We start from the raw sequence: 21,865 nt of genomic DNA on the forward strand, positions 1-21,865 counted from the left end.
CGATTACTTTCGCATCTGCATTTCGCAGATTTTGAGTGCGTCGGTAGCGATCTGCGGGTCGAGGACGGGGGGCAATGGTGCGCCGCCGACCACGGAAGCCGCGAGGTCCACTTCGGTAGTAAAGGCATCGATCGGATCCCCACCGCCGAGCTCCGGTCGCTCGATCCGGCCGTCGTTGTGCAAGATCACTGGCGAGATCGAATCGGTGGTGCCATCGGAATAGGCGGCGAACTCGAATCGCACCGTCGCCTGTTCAAACGAAACCTCGTACCCGTGCGTGAACGGGCGGGCGGGCGAATCGATGACGCCACCGCCAATGCTAACCACCGCATCGTCGTAATCCAGTACCGTTTCGTATCGTTTCGGCACGCCGTCGCGGTCGTGCGATGCCGTATGCACTGCCGATGGCATGCCGAAGAGCAGCCGAATCAAGTGCGCGTCGTGAACCTGAAGATCGAGCAGCGGTCCGCCAACGCGACTCAGGTCGTAAAAATCAGGGATCCAGTCCGGGGGGCCGATCGTGCGCTGGAAACGACCGCTGACCACACGTCCCAATCGGCCGTCAGCCTTCAATCGAGCTAGCAAGGCGAACTCAGGCATCAGCGGCAGGATGTGGCCAACCATCAGTTGCCCAGGAGCCGCTTCCGAAGTCAATCGCTCGGCCTCGCTCGCGGTCAACGCCAGCGGTTTCTCGCAGAGCACGTGTTTGCCGGCGGCCAGCGCCGCGAGTACGGCGTCGACGTGCAAATGCGGTGGCAGGCAGATGTCGATGAGGTCGATCGAATCATCAGCGAGCAATCCATCGAGGTCTTCGCGGACGATCATGTCCGAGACATCGAACTGTTCACCCGGCGGGCCGAAGTTACCTTGAATCCCCCGCCAATCACCCGCTCGCTTGGTCGCACTGCGACTGGCGAACCCCGCCATCTCAGCCGCCTCGCTGCGACGATACGCCAGGGCATGAATCCAGCCCATAAAACCAACACCAACGACTGCCGCACGTATCATCTAGCTCTCCTGCTCAGACACATAATTCGAATGGGATGCTCCGCGTCATCCTCGAGTGTGACGGATTCCTGGCGATAATCCCAGGCCGGGGCCTCGCTCCGAAGCCACTCGCGAAACTCGTTACCGATCACGCGATTGGGATCGCTGAGCAATAATTGCCCCCCCGGGCTCAAATGGTCCTCGGCGGTGATCAATAGAGCCGGCCATAGCTCACGCAAATAGGTCACGTCGCTGCCTAAAATGAACGGGAATTTCGTAGTCGCAGACTCCGCGTGATCGCTCTCGATGATCTGATCTTGGCCCAACCGCAGCACTCGCACATCCGCTTTGAGCCCCAGACGCGATAGGCTCAAACGCACCAGGTGCAGAGGATCTTCGACCCCATCAGTCATTGTCACCTGCGCCCCTCTCAGGATTGCCGCGATGCCAGCATGACCGGTGCCACAGCCGACCTCGAGCACGCGTTGACCATGAATGTCGACACGGTCGAGATATCGATCGAGCCCCGAAGCGGCCCGCCAGGTCGTGGCCCAGAACGGATCGATGACACCTTCTTCGCCGTCATCCTGACGGCGGCAGGCGTCGAGCAACATCCCGTCGGGATCCGAAGCCGCCGCGAGTGGCCGAATTCGACCCGCGATCAACGTGTCCTCCCAATGCCACGGGAATCCGAGTGGCCGGTTCGTGGTTTCGGTGGTCATGGCAATCGCTCCGCAGCCGCTTCAGCAAAGTATGTCAAAATCCCGTCGGCGCCGGCGCGTTTGAATGCCAGCAAACTCTCCATCATCACCGCATCGCGGTCTAAGTAACCTGCATCGCCCGCCGCTTGCAACATCGCGTATTCACCGCTGACCTGATACGCGAATGTCGGAACACCAAAGGTCTGCTTCACTCGCGCGACGATGTCGAGATAAGGCATCCCTGGTTTGACCATCACACTGTCGGCGCCCTCGCTCAGATCCAAAGCAACCTCGTGGATCGCCTCATCGGACTGCGACGGGGATTGTTGATAGGTTTTCTTGTCCGCTGCCCCCAGGTTCGATGCCGAGCCGACTGCATCACGGAACGGGCCATAGAATGCGCTGGCATACTTGGCGGCGTAGGACATGATTTGTGTATCACCATGCCCGGCCGCATCGAGTGCGCTACGAATGCGTCCAATCCGTCCGTCCATCATGTCGCTCGGCGCGATCACATCGCATCCGGCGTCTGCCTGCACAACACTTTGCTGGCACAAGACGTCGATGGTTTCATCGTTGATCACTCGGCCATCGCGAACCAGGCCATCCTGCCCATGGCTGCTATAGGGATCCAGTGCCACGTCGAGAATCACGCCCACGGCATCACCCACGGCATCTTTGATTTCACGTGTCACCCGGCAGACGAGATTGTCCGGATTGAATGCCTCCCGAGCATCGTCTGACTTCCGACTCGGATCGGTAGCTGGAAACAGCGCGATCGCCGGAATCCCCAGGTCCACCGCACGCCGGGCCGCTGCCACAGCCTCGCGTATCCCCAACCGAGACACGCCGGGAAGACTAGCGACGGGCTGCGACCCGGAGCCATCAAACACGAACAGGGGCCAGATCAGATCGCTCGCGCTGAGCGAGTTCTCTCTTGTCAAACGGCGGGTCCAATCATGGGCTCGGACGCGTCGCAGTCGAGTGGCGGGGAAGGGGGCACGGGGTGGAAAGGGCACAGCAGGGAGCGTCACAGATGATTGGGGCTGGCGGAAGGGTGCGGAGCGTGGGACCGCTGCGCACCGCTGAGAATCAAGAAACTCGAAAACATGCCTGAGCGGCATGCCTCGGTGTTTTAGTGACCGCGTACGGTCACGTCGTCGAATTCGTTCATGTCGTCGAAGGAACCAATGCCGATCCTGCCGCTCTGAAAACGCTTGTCGGTGGTTTCCATGTGCGGCGTTTCCATGTCGTCAAAATACACCTGGATCTTACCGCTCTCGGCATCGCGAACCACTTTGACCTGGTGCCAATCGCTGTCCCAAGGCGTGGGCTTCTCGTTCTTCGTCAACGCCAAACGCGGGGCTTCTTCGACGACCATAATCTGCCCGCTATGCGGGTCTGGGCGGGCGCCGAGGTGCACGTAATAAAAATGCTGGTCGTCCTGGTAGTCAAAGAAAACACAGCAATCGCGGTGATTGCCGGTATCCTTCGTGCTGCGAACACGGAACGTGATCTCAAAATCGCTCAGTTCCAAATCCTTGATCAACGCGACGTGCAGCGGGCTGCGGACCGGCGGTGCGTATGCGGACTGGCGGGCGGTGATTTCGATCGTGTGATTGCCGTCTCGCTCAGAAAGCTTCCAAGTGGCGGGATCCAATATTTCCCACCGGTCGAGACCCGACTCAAAGTCGTCGTGGAAGACCGCTTCCGAGTCGGCCGAGGCAGCCGCCGCGCCGCTTGGATCGTCGGCGACGACGATGCCGGGCATCGGCAATAACGCGCTGAGGCATCCCAGTAGCATCCATCGATGGCAGAGTGTCGGCATAATGTGGTTCCATTCTCGTGTTGTGCGGCGTGCGGAAAAACGGCTGGTATTGTAACCTAACACGAGTCAGGGGAAATCACCGTTGACGCGCACTCCTTCCAAATCATTTTGCCATGGCCCAAAAGAAACGCATCCCCCACAAATTCCAACCTTGGATCGACGCGAGAAGGAAGTTTCACCTGTCCCACACCCATATTCAAATGGCGCGAGAACTCGGCCTCAGCCCGAAAAAGTTTGGCAGCTACGCGAATCGCGACAAACAGCCGTGGAAACTGCCACTGGTCGAGTTCATCGAGATGCTTTACGAGCGCCAATTCGACAAGAAGGCTCCCGATGAAGTCAAAACAATGGAACAGATCGCCACCGAGCATGTTGCCAAACGCGCCGAGAAAAAAGCAGCGAAGCTAGCCGCTGAGCAAGACGGGCCAGCCTCGGGCGAGTGATCCACTTGGGATCACGTCGAGAAATTTGCCAGGCGACTGACCGGGCTGTCGATTTGATAGCCCGAAGTGTGAGCGAGGAATTCGATGTGATCCCTCGCTGATGATCTCACGCTATTTCGCTGTCGACGAACTAAATCGATCGCGTGATCAGCGACCGGGAAGGCGGAGATACTCGGGCCCCTACCGGTTCGTCGATCAATTGAGCGGAGACGCGTAAGCAACGCACAATCAATTTCTGTCGTAGCGGACGAGGCGACGAGCTGGTTATTACCCACAAGTCTTCGTACGCCGAAGGCGTTTTAGAAAATAGCCGGTGGTTTGAGCGCAAGCGAACACCACCGGAAACTCCGCGAAACGCGCGTGCCAACCCCGAATGGGGTGGAAGATCATTCACGACGAGGTCCGCGACCCACTTCGGGGTCGACGCTCCATCTTCAACGAACAACCGTAGGTGGCGCTGCGCTGACGTACGGATATTTTCTATCATCCCTTTCGGGATACTTGAGGGTAATCGACAGGAGGCGACGAGTCCTTGGGACGCAGGGCTCGTCGCCTCGCTGACGCGTCGGGTTACCAAGGCCGCTTCGCGGTCGAAAGCAAATGGCATTGGCCGTAAGGCCCTCGGCTCAACATTGCGGGGCCAACATCGAATGAATTAACAATTCGGCAGCCACTCGGCTCACTATGGTGGCGACCACGTCGATTGAATCGACAGTCGGGGCCGATCGCCCATCGGCTTAAGCCGATCATTTCTAATCGGGGCCGCGAGAATTCCTGCGCCGGCGGATCCGCTACGCAGTTTGAGAAACTTGGATACGTCAATCCTGAGATTGACGCCGCGCTTATTTTTCTTCGGCCTTCTTGACCTTCTTCTTCTTCTTCAACGAGATCTTCTGGACCCGCGTCTTGGCCATGCCGATGATGCCGGCACTCTCGTCGAAGCGGTCAAGTTCTTTCAGACGTGCGACCCGTTCGGCGCGGGTGAGTACGTTGCGGCTTTTAATGGCCCCGGCTTGCACCTTGAGGCTACGATCCATGGTCATGGCGGCGAATCTGAAAACAGAGTTGGAGGGATATGTTAGGAGACGATGCGACCGTCTGGTGGGCGAGTTTAGCGAACCGCCCGCAGACTGGCAACCTCAGCAAAACGTTGAGGCCAGCGATTATTCTCGTACGGGCATCCGCACGGCTCGGCCTTCGACCGATGGCAATGCAGCGATTCGCTGGGTGGCCTCGCTCGCAGCCCCCTCGCTCGCTTCGTGAGTCATGATCACTAACGGAACAAACGCCTCGCTGCCCGAGCTGCCTGTGGCCTCGGACGCGCCGCGCCGCTCTTCGTGCTGGATCACAGAGGCGATGGACATCTCGTGCTCGGCGAGCACTCCGGCAATCGTGGCCAGGGTTCCGGGGTGATTGGAGACGTGCAGGCGGAGGTAATAGCGGCCACGCAGCTTGCCAACATCCCGCTGGACCGTCCGGGCCGGACGGCCTTCGGCGAAATACTCGAGCGTTTGAAAGGTGAGCTGGGTTCGCCCCACAGCGGTATCGATCAAATCGGCAACCACCGCCGACGCGGTCGGCATCTGGCCCGCCCCGAGCCCATGATAGAAGACGGGGCCGACGGCATCACCAACGACGCGAATCGCATTGTAGGCGTCACGCACCTCGGCCATCGGCGTGCCCTTGCGTACCAGGGTGGGGGCCACCGACAGTTCAAGCTCGCCGTCGATCAGCCGCGCCGAGGCGAGTAGTTTGATTCGATAACCCAGCTGCGCCGCGTACTGCAGGTCGACCGGATCGAGACGATCGATGCCGTCCCGGGGGATGTCTCGCCAATCCACGGTTGCGCCGAAGGCGAGATGCGACAAAATCGCGAGCTTCTGAGCCGCATCGGTGCCGTCGACGTCCATCGCGGGGTCGGCTTCGGCATAACCGAGTTCCTGGGCGAGCTTGACCGTTGGCTCGTACCCAGCATGCTTCTCTTCCATCTGCGAGACGATGAAATTGCTCGTGCCGTTGAGAATCCCCTCCATCGAGAGCACCTGGTTGGCCGACAAACACTGGCTGATGTTCGAGACGATCGGGACACCCCCGGCCACGGCAGCTTCAAACGCGATGCTGCGTCCGAGTTGCTGCGCCCGCGTGAAGAGTTCGCCACCATGCTCGGCCAGCAACGCCTTGTTGGCGGTCACGATGTCCTTGCCCGCTTCCATCGCCCGCAGCATCACCTCTCGGGCCGGGCTGAGACCGCCAATCAATTGGACGATGACGTCGATCTCAGGATCGTCGATGACTTCGTCGATCGAGTCCGTCAGGATCCCCGCAGGCAAATCGATGCCGCGCGGCTTGTTGAGATCGCGAACGACGGCCTTGGACAACCAAATCGTCTTGCCCGCATGTCGTGCGGTGCGGTCCCCATGGTCAATCAACAGCCGGGCGACGCCGGCACCGACTGTTCCCATGCCAATGATGGCGACGTTGGTGCGAGATGGATCACGAGCAGTACGCGGTGATGGCATTTCAGTCCGAAGGGGATCGAGGGAGCGAAAGAATAAAGAAAGCGAGCATGATAAACGAGCTCGTCGATTCGTGGCACCCTAGTGCTGGGCTGCGAAAAGGCCGGGGTTGACGCCCTGTTTCTCTATCGCATTTTTGTTCCTCTAACGCGAAACGCTCGATTCTCCCCTCACAAAGTGACACCGCAGGTGGCGCTGCGCTGACCTCATAGGCATCAAGTTAAGCAGTACTCGAGGAGGTTTGGGTCGGCGAGCAACTCCATTGTTCCTGGTTTTGCCTTGCGTTTGGTTCTTTGGCAACGACGTCGGACGCGGGAGATGAGACGATTGGGGATTGAATTTCAGAATCTGCGATTGCTTGAGTGAGGCTTCCGACGATACCTTTGACATCCATGAGGCTTCCTTTCCTGCGGTGTTAGTTTGAGCACCAACATTTTGCAGGAGGAAGCCTCTTTTCATGAATACCAATCTCGCCGGATCACAGGCGCACTACGCGGATCGCACCCCTTAATCTTGCTCACGAAAAATGGGCTGATAGATATGCTTGGTTTCGTCTCGTTGTCCAAATTGTGACTCGGCTTCTGAAAGCAGTTGTTGTTGCAGCGACCACAGAGTAACCGCATCGTCTTTTGGAAGCGTGGAAGGAAACGCGATAGCCAATCTGTATCTCACAAGGACGAACGGTGGCGATCAGCGGGCCGGGAGAGTTGGTTGTCCATTCGTGAAACCTCGCAAGCCCGGCTCCGTTGCATCGCTTGGTTACCCCATTCTATTTACGAGATTTGAGTGACTTGTCGATAGATTCGAGGGATTTCGCTACCTTCTCTGCTGCATCCGCGTCAAGACGCATTGGTCCAAATGACGCTTCAATGTCCAAGACCGTTTTGTACTGATAGGAATTGCCCATCAAGTCGTGGTAGTTCACGTCGAGTTCCACGTTTTCGCCAAAACGATCCTTCATCATCGTCCAAGTAGAGACATCGAAAAAGAACGGATGCTCACTGTCAATAACCGGTACTCGAAGCGGGAAATACTGCTCTAGCCGAGCGAGCAACTCGCCCAACGGCGCAAGATTGATCTTGATGTCTACAGCTGGCGACGACGTCAAGGCGAGAATCCCAAGTTGCACAGACTGAGAGTTGGTCGGTTTTGTCCGGAACAAATGCGTCAGGCGTGGCTTCGCGTAATGTCGTTTTGCCCAAATGGCTTCAACGATGAAATGTCGTGCAGGAACCGTGTGAGCGCCTGCGCGAATGTAGTACTTGTTGTCTGACGCCATGTGCGGGCCGAGGAAACTCTCTTCGATCGCGATCGCAACTACGCTACATCCGCTATTTAGCGTGCCCCTGCCTTGGGCGTCATCTAACAACTTGATTTCATAGCTCGGCGTGGGCGTAACTTGATGAACGATCTGATCGACCCAATCTCGCAAATCTTGTCGCCCAACCTGCGGCGCAAAACCACCATCAGGGTCGCCGTTCGCGTCAACCCCCGCAATGAAGACGCCGCCGCCTGCATTTGCGAAGCCGGAAACGGCGCAGGCAATCTTCTTACCAAGCTCTTTGTGTGGCGTCGCGCTAGATTTGAACTCAAACTCGTCGTCTTCCGAAAACGGAATCGCGAGCGTATCAATATTGGTGATGTCTATATGTGACATTCAAGCTGAGTCGTCTCAGATTGGGGTAACGCTAGCCGTAACCGGGTCGCGTCGAAAAACTTTTTGCCATTGCCAAAACGCTTGACACGCGACTCCGGTTCACGGCATTGTTATTCGCCGCGATAGGTTCCGAATAGTGCGAGCAACGGAATAGAAATTGTAACAAAGGATGCAATCGCGAAAAACACCGATCCAGCTATTTCAGTTGAATCAAAGGTTGAGATTGTGAGATAGACAAAAAACGCGCCGAGAATCGAACCCCATATGATCGTTGCCCATTTGGCGAATCGAGTGAAGTCAACACACGCCAACCATATTGTGGCCGCACCGAGAGTAAGCATGCAAACGGCTCCGGCCATTACGTGAAGCCCAGCTTGCAAACCCGAGAGAAACGCGAGCGGCGCGAAGGCGACGTAGACGCCACCAATCAAGAGCAGCAATGGCTTTGCAGGGTTGACCAAGCTTGATGGCGAAGGTTCGTCTTGCGCTGACACCGGTTCCGTGTAGGGATTCACACCATCCTCAATCAAATAACGGTTGCCGTCACCTAGGACGGACGATTGATTTTCCATTGGTATAATCTCGCAAGCCGTCCTTAGGTGCACGGCTTGGTTCTGGCTTTCTTTCGTGCTCGTGCTCAGCATCGCGGCGCTCGTGCTCGTGCTCGTAATCGTTCCCCAGCTCATAGTCTACCGACGGCTCCCTAACGCCGTCAAACTTCATCGCCATTCGAGTTAGCATCGAGACAATTCGTTTGAGCATCCGTTTCAGTTCTCGACTCGCCACGTCCTCCAAACCGTCCGTCGCAACCAGAACATCTTGAATCGCAGCACATTCAAACGCAGATCCGCGAGCAATGTCGAAAAATCGAGCACGATCTTTCAAGCTGCGCTTGCCGTTACCCTCGGCGATGTTCAGCGGAATCGATTGAGCAGCGCGAAGCCATTGATCACGAGCGTGGCGATGCAAACCGCTCAGCGATTTCGAAACGTCGAATGCAGCAGCGACGTATCCGATTGACAAACGGTAGACGTCGAGTCGATCGTGGTCGAAGATTGGTTCGGTCATGGTTGCGCCATTTCGATTACGAGCACGAGCACCGTTTCACTGAGCACGAGCACGATGGCCACTTTGTGCCAGAACAATAGCTTCAACCCTTGTCAGTAGGGTCGTATTCGTGAATTTTGCCAATACGACCTGGGTGAGTGGGGGTGTTTGCCCCATACCCCGCAGGCCGCTGTGGTGGTAGTTGATGGTAGTCTTCTCGGGCCGCAAAAGCAACCTCGCTAACTCGAAGGATCATTCTGATGACACTTTGGAAGCTTGAGATCGCGGTGGCGTCTGCCGATGGCGTGGGGGAGAGCGACCGGGTTTTGGTTCCCGAAGTGGCTGCGGCGGTATGCGATGACGTTCCCCCAGGGCCTGGTAAACGAATTGGCTGTCAATCGCGAAACGACCCTGCAATGTTCCCGCATGTTGTTCGAGGCCGAGACAGAACGGGAAGAACGGGCGGACAGGGAAGAACGGCGGGACAGAGCACTTTGTCGGCGGGTTGGCGAATACTGTGGCTGAGGGGGCCTTCTCTTCACGGCGTCCTTCTTACGCGTTGGTTGGGAATTGATCGCGTTTGCCGCTGTTTCTCGCCACAAAGCGCGCCTTCTCCGTTATCGGCGTCGCTGCCGCGTTCGCGTGACGCCGATGAGATACTGACTGAGAAATCGCCGATCCTAATCAGCGATTGCGAAGATCTCTCGGGCTCGACGACGCAAGTGGTAGCGACGATGAGTGCGATGAATTCGCATCGCGTCCACAGCGTCCGGACGCTCACCGGTGTTTTGCCTCGCTTGCCAGGAGCGGATTGCCGGGGCCGTCCAATCCAACAATTCCAAGTAACGTTCCAGTGGCATGGCCAGGAATCCCTTATCACTGCAACGCTGCTCCGATTCACTCGCGCAGGGACCGCTCGGATCGAGTAGCTCGTCAATGGCGACCGGTGACAAGAACGAATCACGACGCTCCTGGCGTGGTTTCGCTACGACGGATGCCTGTGACTGATCGCTGGCAGAGCAACGGCATCCACCAGCGACGAGCCACTTCTTCGTCGTCCCAAGCACCTCTTTTGGTTAGGAACGCAGAAAACTCACTTCAATCACGGCGTCACAAATGCTCTTTCAGAAGGATTCAACAGCAAGATTCAGTCGATCAAATCCGCCGTCCGGCGGTTTCGTTCGTTCAAGAACTACCACCTGAGAATCTTATTTTGGGTTCATCCGGCGGAAGCGTGCGCAGAGCACAGCGGAAGGTTCTTTTTGAGGCATGGCTCTCGTATCCAATGATCGTTCAAAAATGCGTCCCTGACGAACAAACGCTCGCCAGGGACCGACAACACCATTGGCGTACCGCTATTGCAGGGAAACGCTGGCGACCGAGATATCCCTTGCCAAGCCAGCACCGCTGCAGAGCTCGGCTCGAATGGCGTGGACTTAAGCGATTGCCGCCTGTGAGACATCCTTCCGTCGAGCTTGTCTCGGCGGAGGAATCAACTGGCAGCTACCGAAAAAATGCGAAGTAGAAACGGTGCTCCGTTTCGGGCTTGTCCCGGCGGTCACACGACTTGCTTCGCTGATTCCGCCGGGACAAGTCCGGAGCGGAGATCGATCTGGCGAGGGCGTTTTGCAGGTAGCTTGCAGTTGCCGCTCCGCCCGGACAAGCCGGACGGAAGCGAAAACAGATGCCCGTGAAACTCGAGTCAACCTGCTTGAGTCCACGCCATTCTTGCTCCAGTCCGTTTCTCCCGGCAATACGATTGGAACGCAATGTCATGTGAAAACCAAAATTATTGGACGCAGGAGCCCAGGCCTCTCAAAATCCAACGTCCTGGATGGGATTTGCAGAGCGCGGCGTGCCTGCACGGTCAGCGAGTCGATTTCACCCACAGATTCTGCCGATGAACCTGAAATTAGAAGCCCGTGACGTCGACACGCGTTCCCCTGTCAGCTTGTCTGACAGGAAACCAAGCCGACAGTCTTTACTGTCATGCGGGGCAAGCCTACACGCGAGTGCGGTGAACGCTCAATTTTTCTAATCACAAAACGAGGATTCCTGTCAGACAAGCTGACAGGGGATCTGGTTGTGGGTAACCAACAGGAGGCGACGAGCTGTTGAGCCCCGCAAGTCTTCCTGCGCCGGAGGCGTTGAAGAGAATAGTCGTAGGTCAGCTCAGCGCCACCTGCGGTGTCTCGTTGGTCGTGGAGCGGCGACCCCGACGTGGGTCGCAGATCCCGGCATGAATGATCTTCAACGCTATTCGGGGTTGGCTCTTGCGTCTCGCGTCTGATCCGGTGGTGTTCGCTTACGCTCAAACCACCGGCTATTTTCGATCATCCCTGTCGGGATACTTGCTGGTAACCAAGGGGGCTCGCGCCGTTGGCATATTCCATCGACAAATTTTGTCCGAATTGCGAATCGGTGCTAGCTCAGACGGGCGGAGCCGTCTGGCTACTATTGTGTTAGCTCAGACGGTCGGAGCCGGTTGGCTGCTATTGTGTTAGCTTAGACGGGCGGAGCCGTCTGGCTGCTATTGTGTTAGCTTAGACGGTCGGAGCCGTCTGGCTGCTATTGTGTTAGCTCAGACGGTCGGAGCCGTCTGGCTACTATTGTGTTAGCTCAGGCGGGCGGAGCCGGTTGGCTGCTATTGTGTTAGCTTAGACGGGCGGAGCCGTCTGGCTACTATTGCGCCAGGTCAGGCGGGGGCGACGGCTTGTTCGCGCCAGTCGACGAGATGGATTTCGACGCTTTTGTAGCCACGGAACTCGTTGATCACGGGGCGGTAGGCAATTTCGAGGGGGCCGGCGCAGTCGTTGAGTGGGTCGCACCAATCGGCGGCGCCGAAAGCCACGCCGCGGATGACTTTGTCGCCCTGTTTTAGCCTCACGGTGAGGTGCCGCTCGCTCTTGCCCATCTTTTTGGCTGGCTCGGCCAGCTCCACGCCGCGGCCCATCAGGATCGGCCGCGGGTTGCCCGCACCGAACGGGGCCATGGTCTCGATCTGTTTCATGATGTGCAGATTCAGTTGCCCCAGCGGGGCTTCGGCATCGATTTGGATCGTTGGCTCGATCTCCTGCTCGGCCCACTGCCGGGCAACGGCTTCGCAGAAGTCACCTCGGAAGGCTTCGATCTCCGATTCGCTGATCGTCAAACCGCCCGCGGCGGGGTGACCACCGAATCGAACGAGCCGATTCTCGCATTCCTGGAGTGCCTCAAACAGGTTGACCCCCGTTCCACCGACGCGGCCGGAGCCGACCGCATCGGCTTTCCCGGCTTGGTCGAGCGACAGAATGATCACGGGTTTGGCGTATTGTTCGGCTAGCCGCCCGGCGACGACACCGATCACGCCGGCGTGCCAACCGACGCCGCCGAGGACCAGGGCCGCGTCGGACTCAGCATCGAATTGCTCCTTGATCTGTTTCTGCGCCGCCAGCTGGACGCTCCGCTGCAGCGTGTCCCGGGTACCGTTGAGCCCATCGATGTACTCCGCCAGCATCCCGGCCCGTTCGCCGGCCTCGATCGTCATCAGCTCGATTGCCAGCGGGGCTTGGCCGAGCCGACCGGCCGCGTTGAGCCGGGGGGCGAGCGTGAAGGAGACGCTCTCGGTGGTCAGCTCGGAGACTTGGAACGAAGCCAAATGGGTCAGGCCTCTTTGATTTGCTCTGGCTGGTCGACTCGGACTTTTTGTCTTCCTCGCGGTCGCATGGTGGATTCCAGATTGAGCCTTCTTGCGATCGTCTCCACCCACCCTTCTTCTCCGAACGGACGTCCGCGCTGGGCTGACAACTGCACCGCCGCGAGTTCGTGTTGATCAAGAGGTTCGTTGACTCGCTGAACCCACCGCGGAAGTCTCGGTATGGGCCATGCCGAAAGTAATTGAGGGTTGGGTTCTGGGCTCTGCAACCATCGCCACAGTGATCCCCATCGCCAGTTCTCGGCACGCTTGAAAAAGATTAGGGTGTCCGGTACCGATTAGGGTATGGGCAAACCTCTGCAAAGGAGCGAAGCGACGTTGGAGCGGTAGCCGATAGGCTGCCGTTTGTCGTTGGCGGACACGATCGTCCGCGACACCTGCGGCACGAAGCCGCCCAGGCGTTGGTTCTTCCGGAGAGCGAAGTGGACGAGCGACGCGCACGAGGTGCGCCGCGGCTGTTACTGGCTGGAGGCCGCCAGTCGAAATGGTTGACAAAGTGCTATGTCCCGATGATTGCTCCACGTCCGTACTCGGCCGCCACGTAATTTGCCGCGGTGCGTATCCGGTGGTGTTCGCTTACGCTCAAACCACCGGCTATTTTCTATCATCCCTGTCGGGATACTTGCTGGTAACCAAGGGGGCTCGCGCCGTTGGCCTATTCCACCGACAAATTTTGTCCGAATTGCGAATCGGTGCTAGCTCAGACGGGCGGAGCCGGTTGGCTGCTATTGTGTTAGCTTAGACGGGCGGAGCCGTCTGGCTACTATTTCGCCAGATCAGGCGGGGGCGACGGCTTGTTCGCGCCAGTCGACGAGATGGATTTCGACGCTTTTGTAGCCGCGGAACTCGTTGATCACGGGTCGGTAGGCAATTTCGAGGGGGCCGGCGCAGTCGTTGAGTGGGTCGCACCAATCGGCGGCGCCGAAGGCCACGCCGCGGATGACTTTGTCGCCCTGTTTTAGCCTCACGGTGAGGTGCCGCTCGCTCTTGCCCATCTTTTTGGCTGGCTCGGCCAGCTCCACGCCGCGGCCCATCAGGATCGGCCGCGGGTTGCCCGCACCGAACGGGGCCATGGTCTCGATCTGTTTCATGATGTGCAGATTCAATTGCCCCAGCGGGGCCTCGGCATCGATTTGGATCGTTGGCTCGATCTCCTGTTCGGCCCACTGCCGGGCAACGGCTTCGCAGAAGTCACCGCGGAAGGCTTCGATCTCCGATTCGCTGATCGTCAATCCGCCCGCGGCGGGGTGGCCACCGAATCGAACCAGGCGATTCTCGCATTCCTGCAGCGCCGCAAACAGGTTGACCCCCGTTCCACCGACGCGGCCGGAGCCGACTGCATCGGCTTTCCCGGCTTGGTCGAGCGACAAAATGATCACGGGTTTGGCGTATTGTTCGGCCAGCCTCCCGGCGACGACACCGATCACGCCGGCGTGCCAACCGACGCCGCCGAGGACCAGGGCCGCGTCGGATTCGGCATCGAATTGCTCCTTGAGCTGTTTCTGCGCCGCCAGCTGGACGCTCCGCTGCAGCGTGTCCCGGGTGCCGTTGAGCCCGTCGATGTACTCCGCCAGCATGCCGGCCCGTTCGCCGGCCTCGATCGTCATCAGCTCGATTGCCAGCGGGGCTTGGCCGAGCCGACCGGCCGCATTGAGCCGGGGGGCGAGTGTGAAGGAGACGCTCTCGGTGGTCAGCTCGGAGACTTGATCGAGTTTCGTCCGCTTCATCAATTCCGCCAAACCGGGCAGCGGATCGGTTTGCAGGGTTCGCAAGCCGTGATTGACCAAGACGCGATTTTCGTCGATCAGCGGGACCACATCGGCGATAGTACCGATCGCGGCCAGAGCGAGAGATTGCATCAGCAATCGCTTCATCGGCGGCGTGACTTTTTTCTGGCCCGCTTTGGCTTGGCACAGCGACCACGCCAATTTGAAAGCCACGCCCGCCCCGCAGAGTTCGCCGAAAGGGTAGGTGGTGCCGGGCAAGCGGGGATGGACGATCGCGGCGGCATCGGGCAGTTCGTCGCCCATCTGGTGATGGTCGGTGACGATTAGGGTGAGATCGAGTTCGCGGCACAGGCGTGCGCAAGCGATGCTCGCGATCCCACAATCGACCGAGACGATGATTTTCTTGCCTCGCGATTGCAGCGTGCGGATCGCCTCTTCATTGAGCCCATAGCCTTCCTCGAGCCGGTTGGGCACGTAGTAGCTCACGTCCGCTCCGAGCAGACGCAGGGCGTTGACCATGATGGCCGAGGCGGTCATGCCATCGGCATCGTAATCCCCGTAGATCACGACCGGAGTTTGATTTTCGATCGCGGCGAGCAGCAGCCTGGTCGCCTCTGGGATACCCGGTAGTTCTTGGGGATCGCGGAGGTTGGTGAGCTTCGTCTCGAGAAACGCAGCGGCATCGTCGGACGAGTACACGCCGCGGCTGACCAGCAATTGAGCGACAACAGGAGCGAGTCCCGAGGTGCGAATCAATTGCTCGACCAACGGTGCGTCGTGCGGGGTGATCCGCCATTGCCGCTTCATTCGGGCAGCCTATTTCTTCTTTTCGAGGTGCCAGGTGTGTTTGCGGACGTGCGGGTTGTATTTCTTCAACCGCAGTTTTTCACCGCCCGGTTTGCGTTGGAGGGTGTAGTTGTAGTGGCCGGTTTCTTCACAGACCAGGAATACGGTCTCGGCTTTTTTCTTGCTTTTTGCCATCGAAATGCGGGCGTGCGTGGGAAATGGGAGGAATTGGATTTTACCAGATTGGGTCGGGAGTATGATCTGCGAACCCTGTTTCTGGCAACCCGTGAATTTTCAGGACCTTCTTACGCCGGGCTGTACGGCATTCTTAGCTGGCAACACGTCCGCCCGGCGGCATTGTCGACCGACGGCTCCGCCCGTCGCGAGTCCTCCCACTGCCGCCTGACCAGACGGTTGCCGGTCTCATTGAGTGAGGCACCGGTCAGTCAATCGCAGATCCATGGGCAATCGCAGGTCCAGGGGCAACGATCGCTGCTCGATTCACTCATCCCTCAACGCGAGAGCTTTGTCGTCGTTAGGCATACCGACGTCGCAACTCTCGTTGGTTGGGAGATTCGTTGGTTGGGAGAATCATCCGTTAAGAGAAAGTGGTGGGCAAACCGCAGCCCGAAGCGTGAGCGAGGAACCAGCTGTGGCTCCTCGCGTGCGCGTCGGGCGATCATTTTAGCGGTCTGCTCTGGCTCAGCCTCCATCCACCGCGGCCGAGCGGGGAGGTTCCGCCTTGAACCTGCCCGTTTGCGGGCCAGAGGCCCCCGGGGGCGGGCCATTTTTTGCCGCTTCGATGCCCTTCTCATAGAATTCAGCGTCCGGTGTGACGAGAGAGCTCTCGGGCTCACTACATCCGACGACGACGAGCATCGACGTGAGTAGCACAACGAGGGAGATAGATTTGTTCATTCAAAAACCTTTGGTAGCTGCGTCGAAGAGCAGAGGATAGGCGCGGTTTGGGGAGAGGCGAGGACTTCGTCGCATGCTTCAGAAATCCGATTCGAGTATTTCTCTTCCCGCGCGTGTGCCGAGTGCTCCCCAAACGCCGTACGGGCTGGCTGAACCAGGCGACAGATTCCCCGTCAGAACGTTGTCGTTGTTGTCATAGCCGGGGCTGTTGGAGTCTTGGTTGCCCGATTCAATCGAATCCGTGATGAACTTGATGGCCCCGTCGCCCATGACGACGTGACATCCACCGGGGTGCTGGCTACTTGGCGGCATATTTCCGGGCTGCAGTTTGCTCCACCAAGCGTTGCACGTGGGGCTGTTCGGTGGCGCCTGGGTCAGCATTCCGGTATCCACCGATCCAAAGTGGGCCCATGCACAACCCCGTCCCCAGTTCGCTGCGAACCAAGCGCTGCCACCCATTACGTTTGGCGGTGCACTCCCGCCGTCAGCCCCATTGGACCAAAACCCTGGTCGCTCCGGACTGACGTAGGCGTCGCACCCTCGGGGGCTGTCGTAGGCAGTGGAGATATCGTAGGCGGTTTGGCCCCGTACATCTTGATCAAATAGTGACGAGATGTGTTCGCCAAACGCGATTGTATTGGAAAGGCCATCGGTTACATCGCGGAAGCGGGTCTGCACACGAGGCTTGAAGAAACCGCGGGCGACGGCGTTGATCCTTGTCGAGGCGGTGTTTTCCACTTTGAAACCATCGCCCATGTTGCCGTACAGTGCCAACCACGTACTGGAATCCCCTAGGCATGCTGAGTAGTTACAACGCCCCATCGCTGGCAGCCCTTCACCGGGGTCACTGGGGCAGCGAAGGGTTTTCATCTGTGTCATCCATGGGCGATAGTTATACCCAATCGCAGTCTCTTCCGGCGCCGGCCCCATCGCTGGCCAGGGTGGGTTGCGCAGTGCCGTCGGATTGGAGACCTGGAAAGTCGATGGGTTGCTGATCTCTTGCCATAACGCCTGTTGTTCAAAGAACGGTGTCATGCCGACGAAACAGCTCAACATCATTAGCGAGTTCGTGCTCGACGACCATGTTTGCATCCCTGCACCGGGATCCGAGCAGCCGGTGCCATGTTTAGGAATCGCGTTGTACGCGGAGTGATAGTTGTGCATGGCCAAGCCAAGCTGTTTCATGTTGTTACTGCAGCTCATCCGTCGAGCGGCCTCGCGGGCAGCTTGCACAGCCGGCAGTAACAAGCCAACAAGAACACCGATGATTGCGATCACCACCAGTAGTTCGACGAGCGTGAATCCGGCCTTGCGGGCACCGGACAAATCTTTATGAGCGGACATTCTAACCTTATCGTCATCGTGGACAGGACAAACCAATAGCAACAGGGCGGCCATGTCGATGGTGCCCCACCTTGAAAAAGGCGTCAGCAACAAACGAGCCAACTTGCAACGTGGCTTGAGCTACCCTCGAAACGCGCGTTAGTCATAAAAGGCTTATGGGGAGATGAAGTTCCGTCATCAACGCCAGCAGCCGAACTGGGATCCACAGAGAATTTGTCGTTTTTTGGGTTTTCACGGAGGGCAAACTCACGAGGGAAACTCTCCGGCCTTCCCGCAAGTGAAATTGCTTCGCGGTGCACATAAGAGCTACCAACACTGCCTCGATTGGAAGCACTTGCACTCTCAATGGGGCTACTGAACCTCCCCAGCCTTGGTGTGCTCGAAGCCGGTTCTCCGGTGCAGGTAAAGGGTGTTCGTTTTCGAGCGGTATCTCCGCACTCATGGCGTTACGGGTCGGGTGTCGCCGTTAGCGAGCAGTGGGGGCGGCGTATCCTTGTTTTGGGACGTCTTGCCTGGTATCGCCATCGAACGCGTGCTCGGAGCCATCTGCCTGCGTCAGGTTGGAAACGCCCTGCCCAATTTCTGGGCGCCGAATCGGTCACTGGTCGATCGTGGCGAAGAAATCGGGGGCGGCCATGGGAATCAGCTCGCCGCTGGTCGCTCCCGGCTGCCGGCAAGCGTGACCAAACGTGTCACGCTCGGTGGCGATAGTGCATGGGTGCCTACATTTCCATGTTTCGCGGAGTTCTGACATGCCAACACTTGATTCACTGCCTGTCCTGCTGGATGATTTGGGTATCGAGCCGCTTGATTTGTCTCCGCTGGCTACCCGCCGCAATCCTGGATCGCCCGTGTCGCCGCCCCTGCCACCCTCTGAACCCACCGACGAGCCTGATGAGCACAGTTCGCTCGATGATCTCGGCGAGGTCGATGACCTCGGCGAGCTGCTGCCTGAGCTCGCGGCGTTGGAAAAGTCGAAACGGAGCGAGAGTTCGCGCCAAGAGCCGTCGCAATCGGAGTTGTTTGAGACCGACCCGCCGCCCTGGGAGCTCGCTGTCCAGGACGACGTGATGCTCGCGTCGATCGTCTTCGCCCGTTCGCCGCATGGGCCGTATGACTATCGCATCCCTGATCCGCTGCTCGAGGAACTCAAGCCGGGAATGCGGGTCGCCGTGCCGCTGGGTCACCGCAAGAAACCGACGCCGGGTTGGTGCGTGGCGGTCAAGCAGGGCACGGCACTGCATCGCAAGCTGCGTGACGTTACCGAGTGCCTCGATGATTCGCCGCTGTGCGATTCGGCTCTCGTACGCCTGGTGATGTGGATGAGTCATTACTACCAAGTCCCTGCGGGGCAGGTGTTCGACACGCTGATTCCCGCGAGCGTGCGGGCGGGTGCGGGCACAAAAAAAACGACCTATTTCACGCCTGCGAAAGATATGTCGGACGCGGAGATCGAGAAACTGCCCGCCAAGCAGCAGGCCGCCATGCGGTTATTGATCTCGTCGGCCCGAGCGATGACGGCGGCCGAACTCGCCGTGGGCGCCAAATGCACCGAGGATCCGATTCGGCGGCTGAAGAAAAAGGGCGCCATCGTCCCTGAGGTACGGCGTGAGATGCATTCGGGAATCCGGATTCTCGCCCAACAGAATGATGGTGAGGTCGACCGTAGCCACGAACTCACCGAGCAACAATCCGCTGCGCTCGATCGCATCCAAACGGCGGTCGATAGCGGCCGGGGGCGGACGCTGTTGTTGCATGGGGTCACCGGCAGCGGCAAAACGGAGGTTTACATCAAGGCGATCGAGCATGTCGTCTCGCAGGCGGGATCGGCGATCGTGATGGTGCCCGAGATCAGCTTGACCCCGCAGACCCGTGGCCGCTTTGAGAGTCGATTCGAATCCGTCGCGGTGCTGCATTCCCAGATGTCTCCGTCGGAGCGTCATTTTCATTGGCAGCGGATTCGTCGTGGTGAGGTTCAGGTGGTCATCGGGCCGCGCAGCGCCGTGTTCGCGCCGCTGCCCAACCTCGGTTTGATCGTGCTCGATGAGGAGCACGACACCTCGTTCAAACAGGATACGCAGCCGCGCTACCACGCGCGGAAGGTCGCCCATGCCCGGGCCATGTCCTTGGGCGTACCGCTGCTGCTCGGATCGGCCACGCCGTCGATGGAGGCCTGGCATGCCGCTCAAACCGGTCACGCGGAGCTGATCTCGATGCCCAACCGGGTGGCCAATCGACCGATGCCCGACGTCCAGCTCGTCGATCTGCGGGTGCGAGATGAACGCGGTGGTGGCGGTGCGATCAGTCGGCCGCTCAAGCAAGCCGTCGATGATACGCTGCGTGAGGGCGGGCAAGCGATTCTGCTGCTCAATCGACGCGGGTTTGCCACGACGATCCAGTGCCCGGCGTGCGGGCACGTCGTGGCCTGCCCCGACTGTGACATGCCGCTGACGCATCATCGCGACGGCGGCAAAGCGATGTGCCACTACTGTGACTACACGATCGCTACACCGCCCTGGTGCCCATCCTGTCGGTTTGATGGGATTCGCTACGGGGGGCTCGGGACACAGAAACTCGAAGTCGAAACGAAGGCAAAGTTTCCCAACGCGAACATTGCCCGGATGGACAGCGACACGATGAAGCGGCCCGGCAGCCACCAGCGTGTGCTATCGGAATTTCGCAGCGGTGAGATCGACATTCTGCTGGGAACGCAGATGATTGCCAAAGGACTCGACTTTCCCAATGTGTTGTTGGTCGGGGTGATCAATGCCGATTCAGCACTGCACTTTCCCGATTTTCGGGCCGCCGAGCGGACGTTCCAGCTCGTCACGCAGGTCGCTGGTCGGACAGGCCGCGGAGACCGGGGCGGACGGGTGATCGTGCAGACCTTCACGCCAGAACACCCGGCGATCCAAGCTGCCTCGCGGCACGACTACATGCAGTTCGTCGAGGACGAGATGGTCAACCGGCGGAAATTCAATTACCCGCCATTGGGCAGCGTCGCGAGGATCATTATCCGCGGGCCAGTGGAAGACAAAACGGAAGCGGTAGCCGACGCGATCTTGGCGAGGTTGGAGTCGGCTCGAGACCTGCTCCAGAGCGAAGTCCGGATCCTCGGCCCTGCCCCGCCACCGATCGTCCGTTTGCGGGGCAAGTACCGCTTCCATCTGCTGCTGCAAGCGACCGAGGCGGCCGTGGTCGGCGAGACGATCCGCCGCGCCTTGGCGGATTTTAAGACCGACCCCAAAGACGAAGTCGAATTCCTCATCGATATCGACCCTGTGAATCTATTGTAGCCAGACGGCTCCGCCCGTCTCGGCTGGCGGATCGCCTGTCGATGAGTTGTCTTGGAGAGGGTTTGTCGTCATAACGGGGGCCGCTCGTTTCGAACACGCCCAACAGAACAAGGCTGGCCCGCTGGATATCTCGATGTTGACGCTCATCACCCCTCTGCAATGGGCGTGCTTGGTACTGGGGGCTGCTGGGATTGGGTTTTCGAAAGCGGGGTTTCCCGGGGTCAGCATGCTGCATGTGGTGTTGTTTGCGTTCGTGTTCGGGGCCATGCCTTCGACGGGCGTGCTACTGCCGATGCTGGTGGTGGGGGATTGCTGTGCGATTCATTTTTTTGGTCGCGAAGCGAATTGGCGGCATGTTCGTCGTCTGCTGCCGCCGACGATCGGCGGTATTTTGATCGGTTGGATGATGATGGATCGGTTGGATTCGGACCAATTCAAATGGATCGTCGGCGGCATTATTTTATCGCTGTGTGTGGTCCAGTTCGTGCGGACCTACCGTCCGGATTGGTTTGGTCATGTGCCTCATCAAACGTGGTTTGCTGTGGTGCTGGGGCTCTTGGCGGGGGTGACGACGATGCTCGCCAATGCGGCGGGGCCGGTCGTGGCGCTGTACATGCTCGCGGTGGCGTTGCCGAAATGGGAGCTCATCGGCACGAGTGCATGGCTGTTTTTGGTTCTCAACGTGCTGAAACTCCCGTTGAGTTTCAATCTCGGCTTGATCACCGGTTCGACGCTGCTGATCGGGGCGATCCTGGTTCCCGCCATCCCGCTGGGGATGCTCGCCGGTCGCTGGCTCGTAGGACGGGTGTCGCAGAAATGGTTTAATTTGATTCTACTGGGGTTCACCGCGATCGCCGCCATCCGGCTGATCGGTTGGATTTGAGTGGATCCGAGAGGGGCATGCCTTCTCTTCGTCGTTTC

Annotated in this window: 20 protein-coding genes; 5 read left to right on the plus strand and 15 right to left on the minus strand. The window is 58.9% G+C overall.

The annotated features are described in order from the left end of the window. Positions 1–3 precede the first annotated feature (3 nt). From CA85_RS10140 to CA85_RS10155, 4 genes are all read right to left on the minus strand, one after another. On the minus strand, positions 4–1,008 hold the full coding sequence (locus CA85_RS10140) for a Gfo/Idh/MocA family protein (RefSeq protein WP_146391213.1): 1,005 nt from the start codon (positions 1,006–1,008) through the stop codon (positions 4–6). Beyond that, positions 1,005–1,709 carry a class I SAM-dependent methyltransferase gene (locus CA85_RS10145; protein ID WP_146391214.1) on the minus strand — a complete coding sequence of 235 codons (705 nt, stop codon included), beginning with the start codon at positions 1,707–1,709 and terminating at the stop codon, positions 1,005–1,007. Before CA85_RS10145 ends, CA85_RS10140 begins: the two co-directional genes overlap by 4 nt. Continuing rightward, on the minus strand, positions 1,706–2,707 hold the full coding sequence (gene hemB, locus CA85_RS10150; protein WP_261344710.1) for a porphobilinogen synthase: 1,002 nt from the start codon (positions 2,705–2,707) through the stop codon (positions 1,706–1,708). The genes CA85_RS10145 and hemB overlap by 4 nt, the downstream gene beginning before the upstream one ends. Positions 2,708–2,823: 116 nt before the next feature. Then, positions 2,824–3,516 (minus strand): family 16 glycoside hydrolase, encoded by a 693-nt coding sequence (locus CA85_RS10155; RefSeq protein WP_391564851.1) that lies wholly within the window; start codon positions 3,514–3,516, stop codon positions 2,824–2,826. A 113-nt stretch (positions 3,517–3,629) separates the two neighbouring features. Between CA85_RS10155 and CA85_RS10160 the strand changes: the two genes are divergently transcribed. Continuing rightward, entirely contained in the window at positions 3,630–3,959 is a 330-nt protein-coding gene (locus CA85_RS10160; RefSeq protein ID WP_246112666.1) for a hypothetical protein, read from the plus strand. A gap of 842 nt (positions 3,960–4,801) precedes the next feature. Here the strand turns inward: CA85_RS10160 and CA85_RS10165 are convergent. From CA85_RS10165 to CA85_RS10190, 6 genes are all read right to left on the minus strand, one after another. Then, positions 4,802–5,002 carry a small basic protein gene (locus CA85_RS10165; RefSeq protein ID WP_146391216.1) on the minus strand — a complete coding sequence of 67 codons (201 nt, stop codon included), beginning with the start codon at positions 5,000–5,002 and terminating at the stop codon, positions 4,802–4,804. A gap of 120 nt (positions 5,003–5,122) precedes the next feature. Then, a complete protein-coding gene (locus CA85_RS10170) occupies positions 5,123–6,478 on the minus strand; it encodes a homoserine dehydrogenase (protein ID WP_146391217.1) in 1,356 nt (451 codons plus the stop codon). Positions 6,479–7,244: 766 nt separating this feature from the next. Then, positions 7,245–8,132 carry an AlbA family DNA-binding domain-containing protein gene (locus CA85_RS10175; RefSeq protein WP_146391218.1) on the minus strand — a complete coding sequence of 296 codons (888 nt, stop codon included), beginning with the start codon at positions 8,130–8,132 and terminating at the stop codon, positions 7,245–7,247. Positions 8,133–8,242: 110 nt separating this feature from the next. Then, positions 8,243–8,704: a hypothetical protein gene (locus CA85_RS10180; protein ID WP_146391219.1), complete on the minus strand. Its 462-nt coding sequence runs from the start codon at positions 8,702–8,704 to the stop codon at positions 8,243–8,245. After that, a complete protein-coding gene (locus CA85_RS10185; RefSeq protein ID WP_146391220.1) occupies positions 8,676–9,200 on the minus strand; it encodes a four helix bundle protein in 525 nt (174 codons plus the stop codon). The genes CA85_RS10180 and CA85_RS10185 overlap by 29 nt, the downstream gene beginning before the upstream one ends. 659 nt (positions 9,201–9,859) lie before the next feature. Further along, positions 9,860–10,246: a hypothetical protein gene (locus tag CA85_RS10190; protein WP_246112667.1), complete on the minus strand. Its 387-nt coding sequence runs from the start codon at positions 10,244–10,246 to the stop codon at positions 9,860–9,862. Here CA85_RS10190 and CA85_RS26105 point away from each other — a divergent pair. Next, positions 10,187–10,468, plus strand: a complete 282-nt coding sequence (locus CA85_RS26105; RefSeq protein WP_391564856.1) for a transposase — start codon at positions 10,187–10,189, stop codon at positions 10,466–10,468. The two genes, CA85_RS10190 and CA85_RS26105, sit on opposite strands and share 60 nt — an antisense overlap. A 1,406-nt stretch (positions 10,469–11,874) precedes the next feature. On the opposite strand, the gene CA85_RS10200 is transcribed toward CA85_RS26105, so the two are convergent. The 5 genes from CA85_RS10200 to CA85_RS10220 all read right to left on the minus strand — a co-directional run bounded on the left by CA85_RS10200 (position 11,875) and on the right by CA85_RS10220 (position 17,648). Further along, positions 11,875–12,816, minus strand: a complete 942-nt coding sequence (locus CA85_RS10200) for a single-stranded-DNA-specific exonuclease RecJ (RefSeq protein WP_246112668.1) — start codon at positions 12,814–12,816, stop codon at positions 11,875–11,877. A gap of 833 nt (positions 12,817–13,649) precedes the next feature. Next, positions 13,650–15,407, minus strand: coding sequence for a single-stranded-DNA-specific exonuclease RecJ (recJ, locus tag CA85_RS10205; protein ID WP_146391221.1), 1,758 nt, complete (start codon positions 15,405–15,407; stop codon positions 13,650–13,652). Between the two features lie 9 nt (positions 15,408–15,416). Beyond that, entirely contained in the window at positions 15,417–15,581 is a 165-nt protein-coding gene (gene rpmG / locus CA85_RS10210) for a 50S ribosomal protein L33 (RefSeq protein WP_146391222.1), read from the minus strand. A gap of 507 nt (positions 15,582–16,088) precedes the next feature. Beyond that, the gene (locus CA85_RS10215) at positions 16,089–16,304 is read right to left on the minus strand and encodes a hypothetical protein (protein WP_146391223.1); all 216 of its coding nucleotides are present in this window, start codon (positions 16,302–16,304) and stop codon (positions 16,089–16,091) included. A gap of 78 nt (positions 16,305–16,382) precedes the next feature. After that, positions 16,383–17,648, minus strand: coding sequence for a DUF1559 domain-containing protein (locus CA85_RS10220; protein ID WP_146391224.1), 1,266 nt, complete (start codon positions 17,646–17,648; stop codon positions 16,383–16,385). 457 nt (positions 17,649–18,105) lie between these two features. On the opposite strand from CA85_RS10220, the gene CA85_RS10225 reads away from it, so the two are divergent. The 3 genes from CA85_RS10225 (at position 18,106) to CA85_RS10235 (ending at position 21,827) form a co-directional block, all read left to right on the plus strand. Beyond that, the gene (locus tag CA85_RS10225; protein ID WP_186774854.1) at positions 18,106–18,399 is read left to right on the plus strand and encodes a hypothetical protein; all 294 of its coding nucleotides are present in this window, start codon (positions 18,106–18,108) and stop codon (positions 18,397–18,399) included. A 1-nt stretch (position 18,400) separates the two neighbouring features. Continuing rightward, positions 18,401–20,944: a replication restart helicase PriA gene (gene priA, locus CA85_RS10230; protein ID WP_246112669.1), complete on the plus strand. Its 2,544-nt coding sequence runs from the start codon at positions 18,401–18,403 to the stop codon at positions 20,942–20,944. 133 nt (positions 20,945–21,077) lie between these two features. Beyond that, positions 21,078–21,827: a sulfite exporter TauE/SafE family protein gene (locus CA85_RS10235; RefSeq protein ID WP_146391226.1), complete on the plus strand. Its 750-nt coding sequence runs from the start codon at positions 21,078–21,080 to the stop codon at positions 21,825–21,827. Positions 21,828–21,865: the final 38 nt, after the last annotated feature.

Origin of the sequence: Allorhodopirellula solitaria (assembly GCF_007859855.1) — a bacterium.
In the GTDB taxonomy this organism is placed as follows: domain Bacteria; phylum Planctomycetota; class Planctomycetia; order Pirellulales; family Pirellulaceae; genus Rhodopirellula; species Rhodopirellula solitaria.

Excerpts from the sequence above, each read along its gene's own strand:
- CA85_RS10160 (WP_246112666.1), top strand. The coding sequence starts at position 3,630 with ATGGCCCAAAAGAAACGCATCCCCCACAAATTCCAACCTTGGATCGAC.
- CA85_RS10235 (WP_146391226.1), top strand. The coding sequence starts at position 21,078 with ATGTTGACGCTCATCACCCCTCTGCAATGGGCGTGCTTGGTACTGGGG.
- CA85_RS10185 (WP_146391220.1), bottom strand. The coding sequence starts at position 9,200 with ATGACCGAACCAATCTTCGACCACGATCGACTCGACGTCTACCGTTTG.
- CA85_RS10180 (WP_146391219.1), bottom strand. The coding sequence starts at position 8,704 with ATGGAAAATCAATCGTCCGTCCTAGGTGACGGCAACCGTTATTTGATT.
- CA85_RS10175 (WP_146391218.1), bottom strand. The coding sequence starts at position 8,132 with ATGTCACATATAGACATCACCAATATTGATACGCTCGCGATTCCGTTT.
- priA (WP_246112669.1), top strand. The coding sequence starts at position 18,401 with ATGCCAACACTTGATTCACTGCCTGTCCTGCTGGATGATTTGGGTATC.
- CA85_RS10145 (WP_146391214.1), bottom strand. The coding sequence starts at position 1,709 with ATGACCACCGAAACCACGAACCGGCCACTCGGATTCCCGTGGCATTGG.
- recJ (WP_146391221.1), bottom strand. The coding sequence starts at position 15,407 with ATGAAGCGGCAATGGCGGATCACCCCGCACGACGCACCGTTGGTCGAG.
- CA85_RS10220 (WP_146391224.1), bottom strand. The coding sequence starts at position 17,648 with ATGTCCGCTCATAAAGATTTGTCCGGTGCCCGCAAGGCCGGATTCACG.
- CA85_RS10155 (WP_391564851.1), bottom strand. The coding sequence starts at position 3,516 with ATGCCGACACTCTGCCATCGATGGATGCTACTGGGATGCCTCAGCGCG.
- rpmG (WP_146391222.1), bottom strand. The coding sequence starts at position 15,581 with ATGGCAAAAAGCAAGAAAAAAGCCGAGACCGTATTCCTGGTCTGTGAA.
- CA85_RS10140 (WP_146391213.1), bottom strand. The coding sequence starts at position 1,008 with ATGATACGTGCGGCAGTCGTTGGTGTTGGTTTTATGGGCTGGATTCAT.
- CA85_RS10170 (WP_146391217.1), bottom strand. The coding sequence starts at position 6,478 with ATGCCATCACCGCGTACTGCTCGTGATCCATCTCGCACCAACGTCGCC.
- CA85_RS10215 (WP_146391223.1), bottom strand. The coding sequence starts at position 16,304 with ATGAACAAATCTATCTCCCTCGTTGTGCTACTCACGTCGATGCTCGTC.
- CA85_RS10165 (WP_146391216.1), bottom strand. The coding sequence starts at position 5,002 with ATGACCATGGATCGTAGCCTCAAGGTGCAAGCCGGGGCCATTAAAAGC.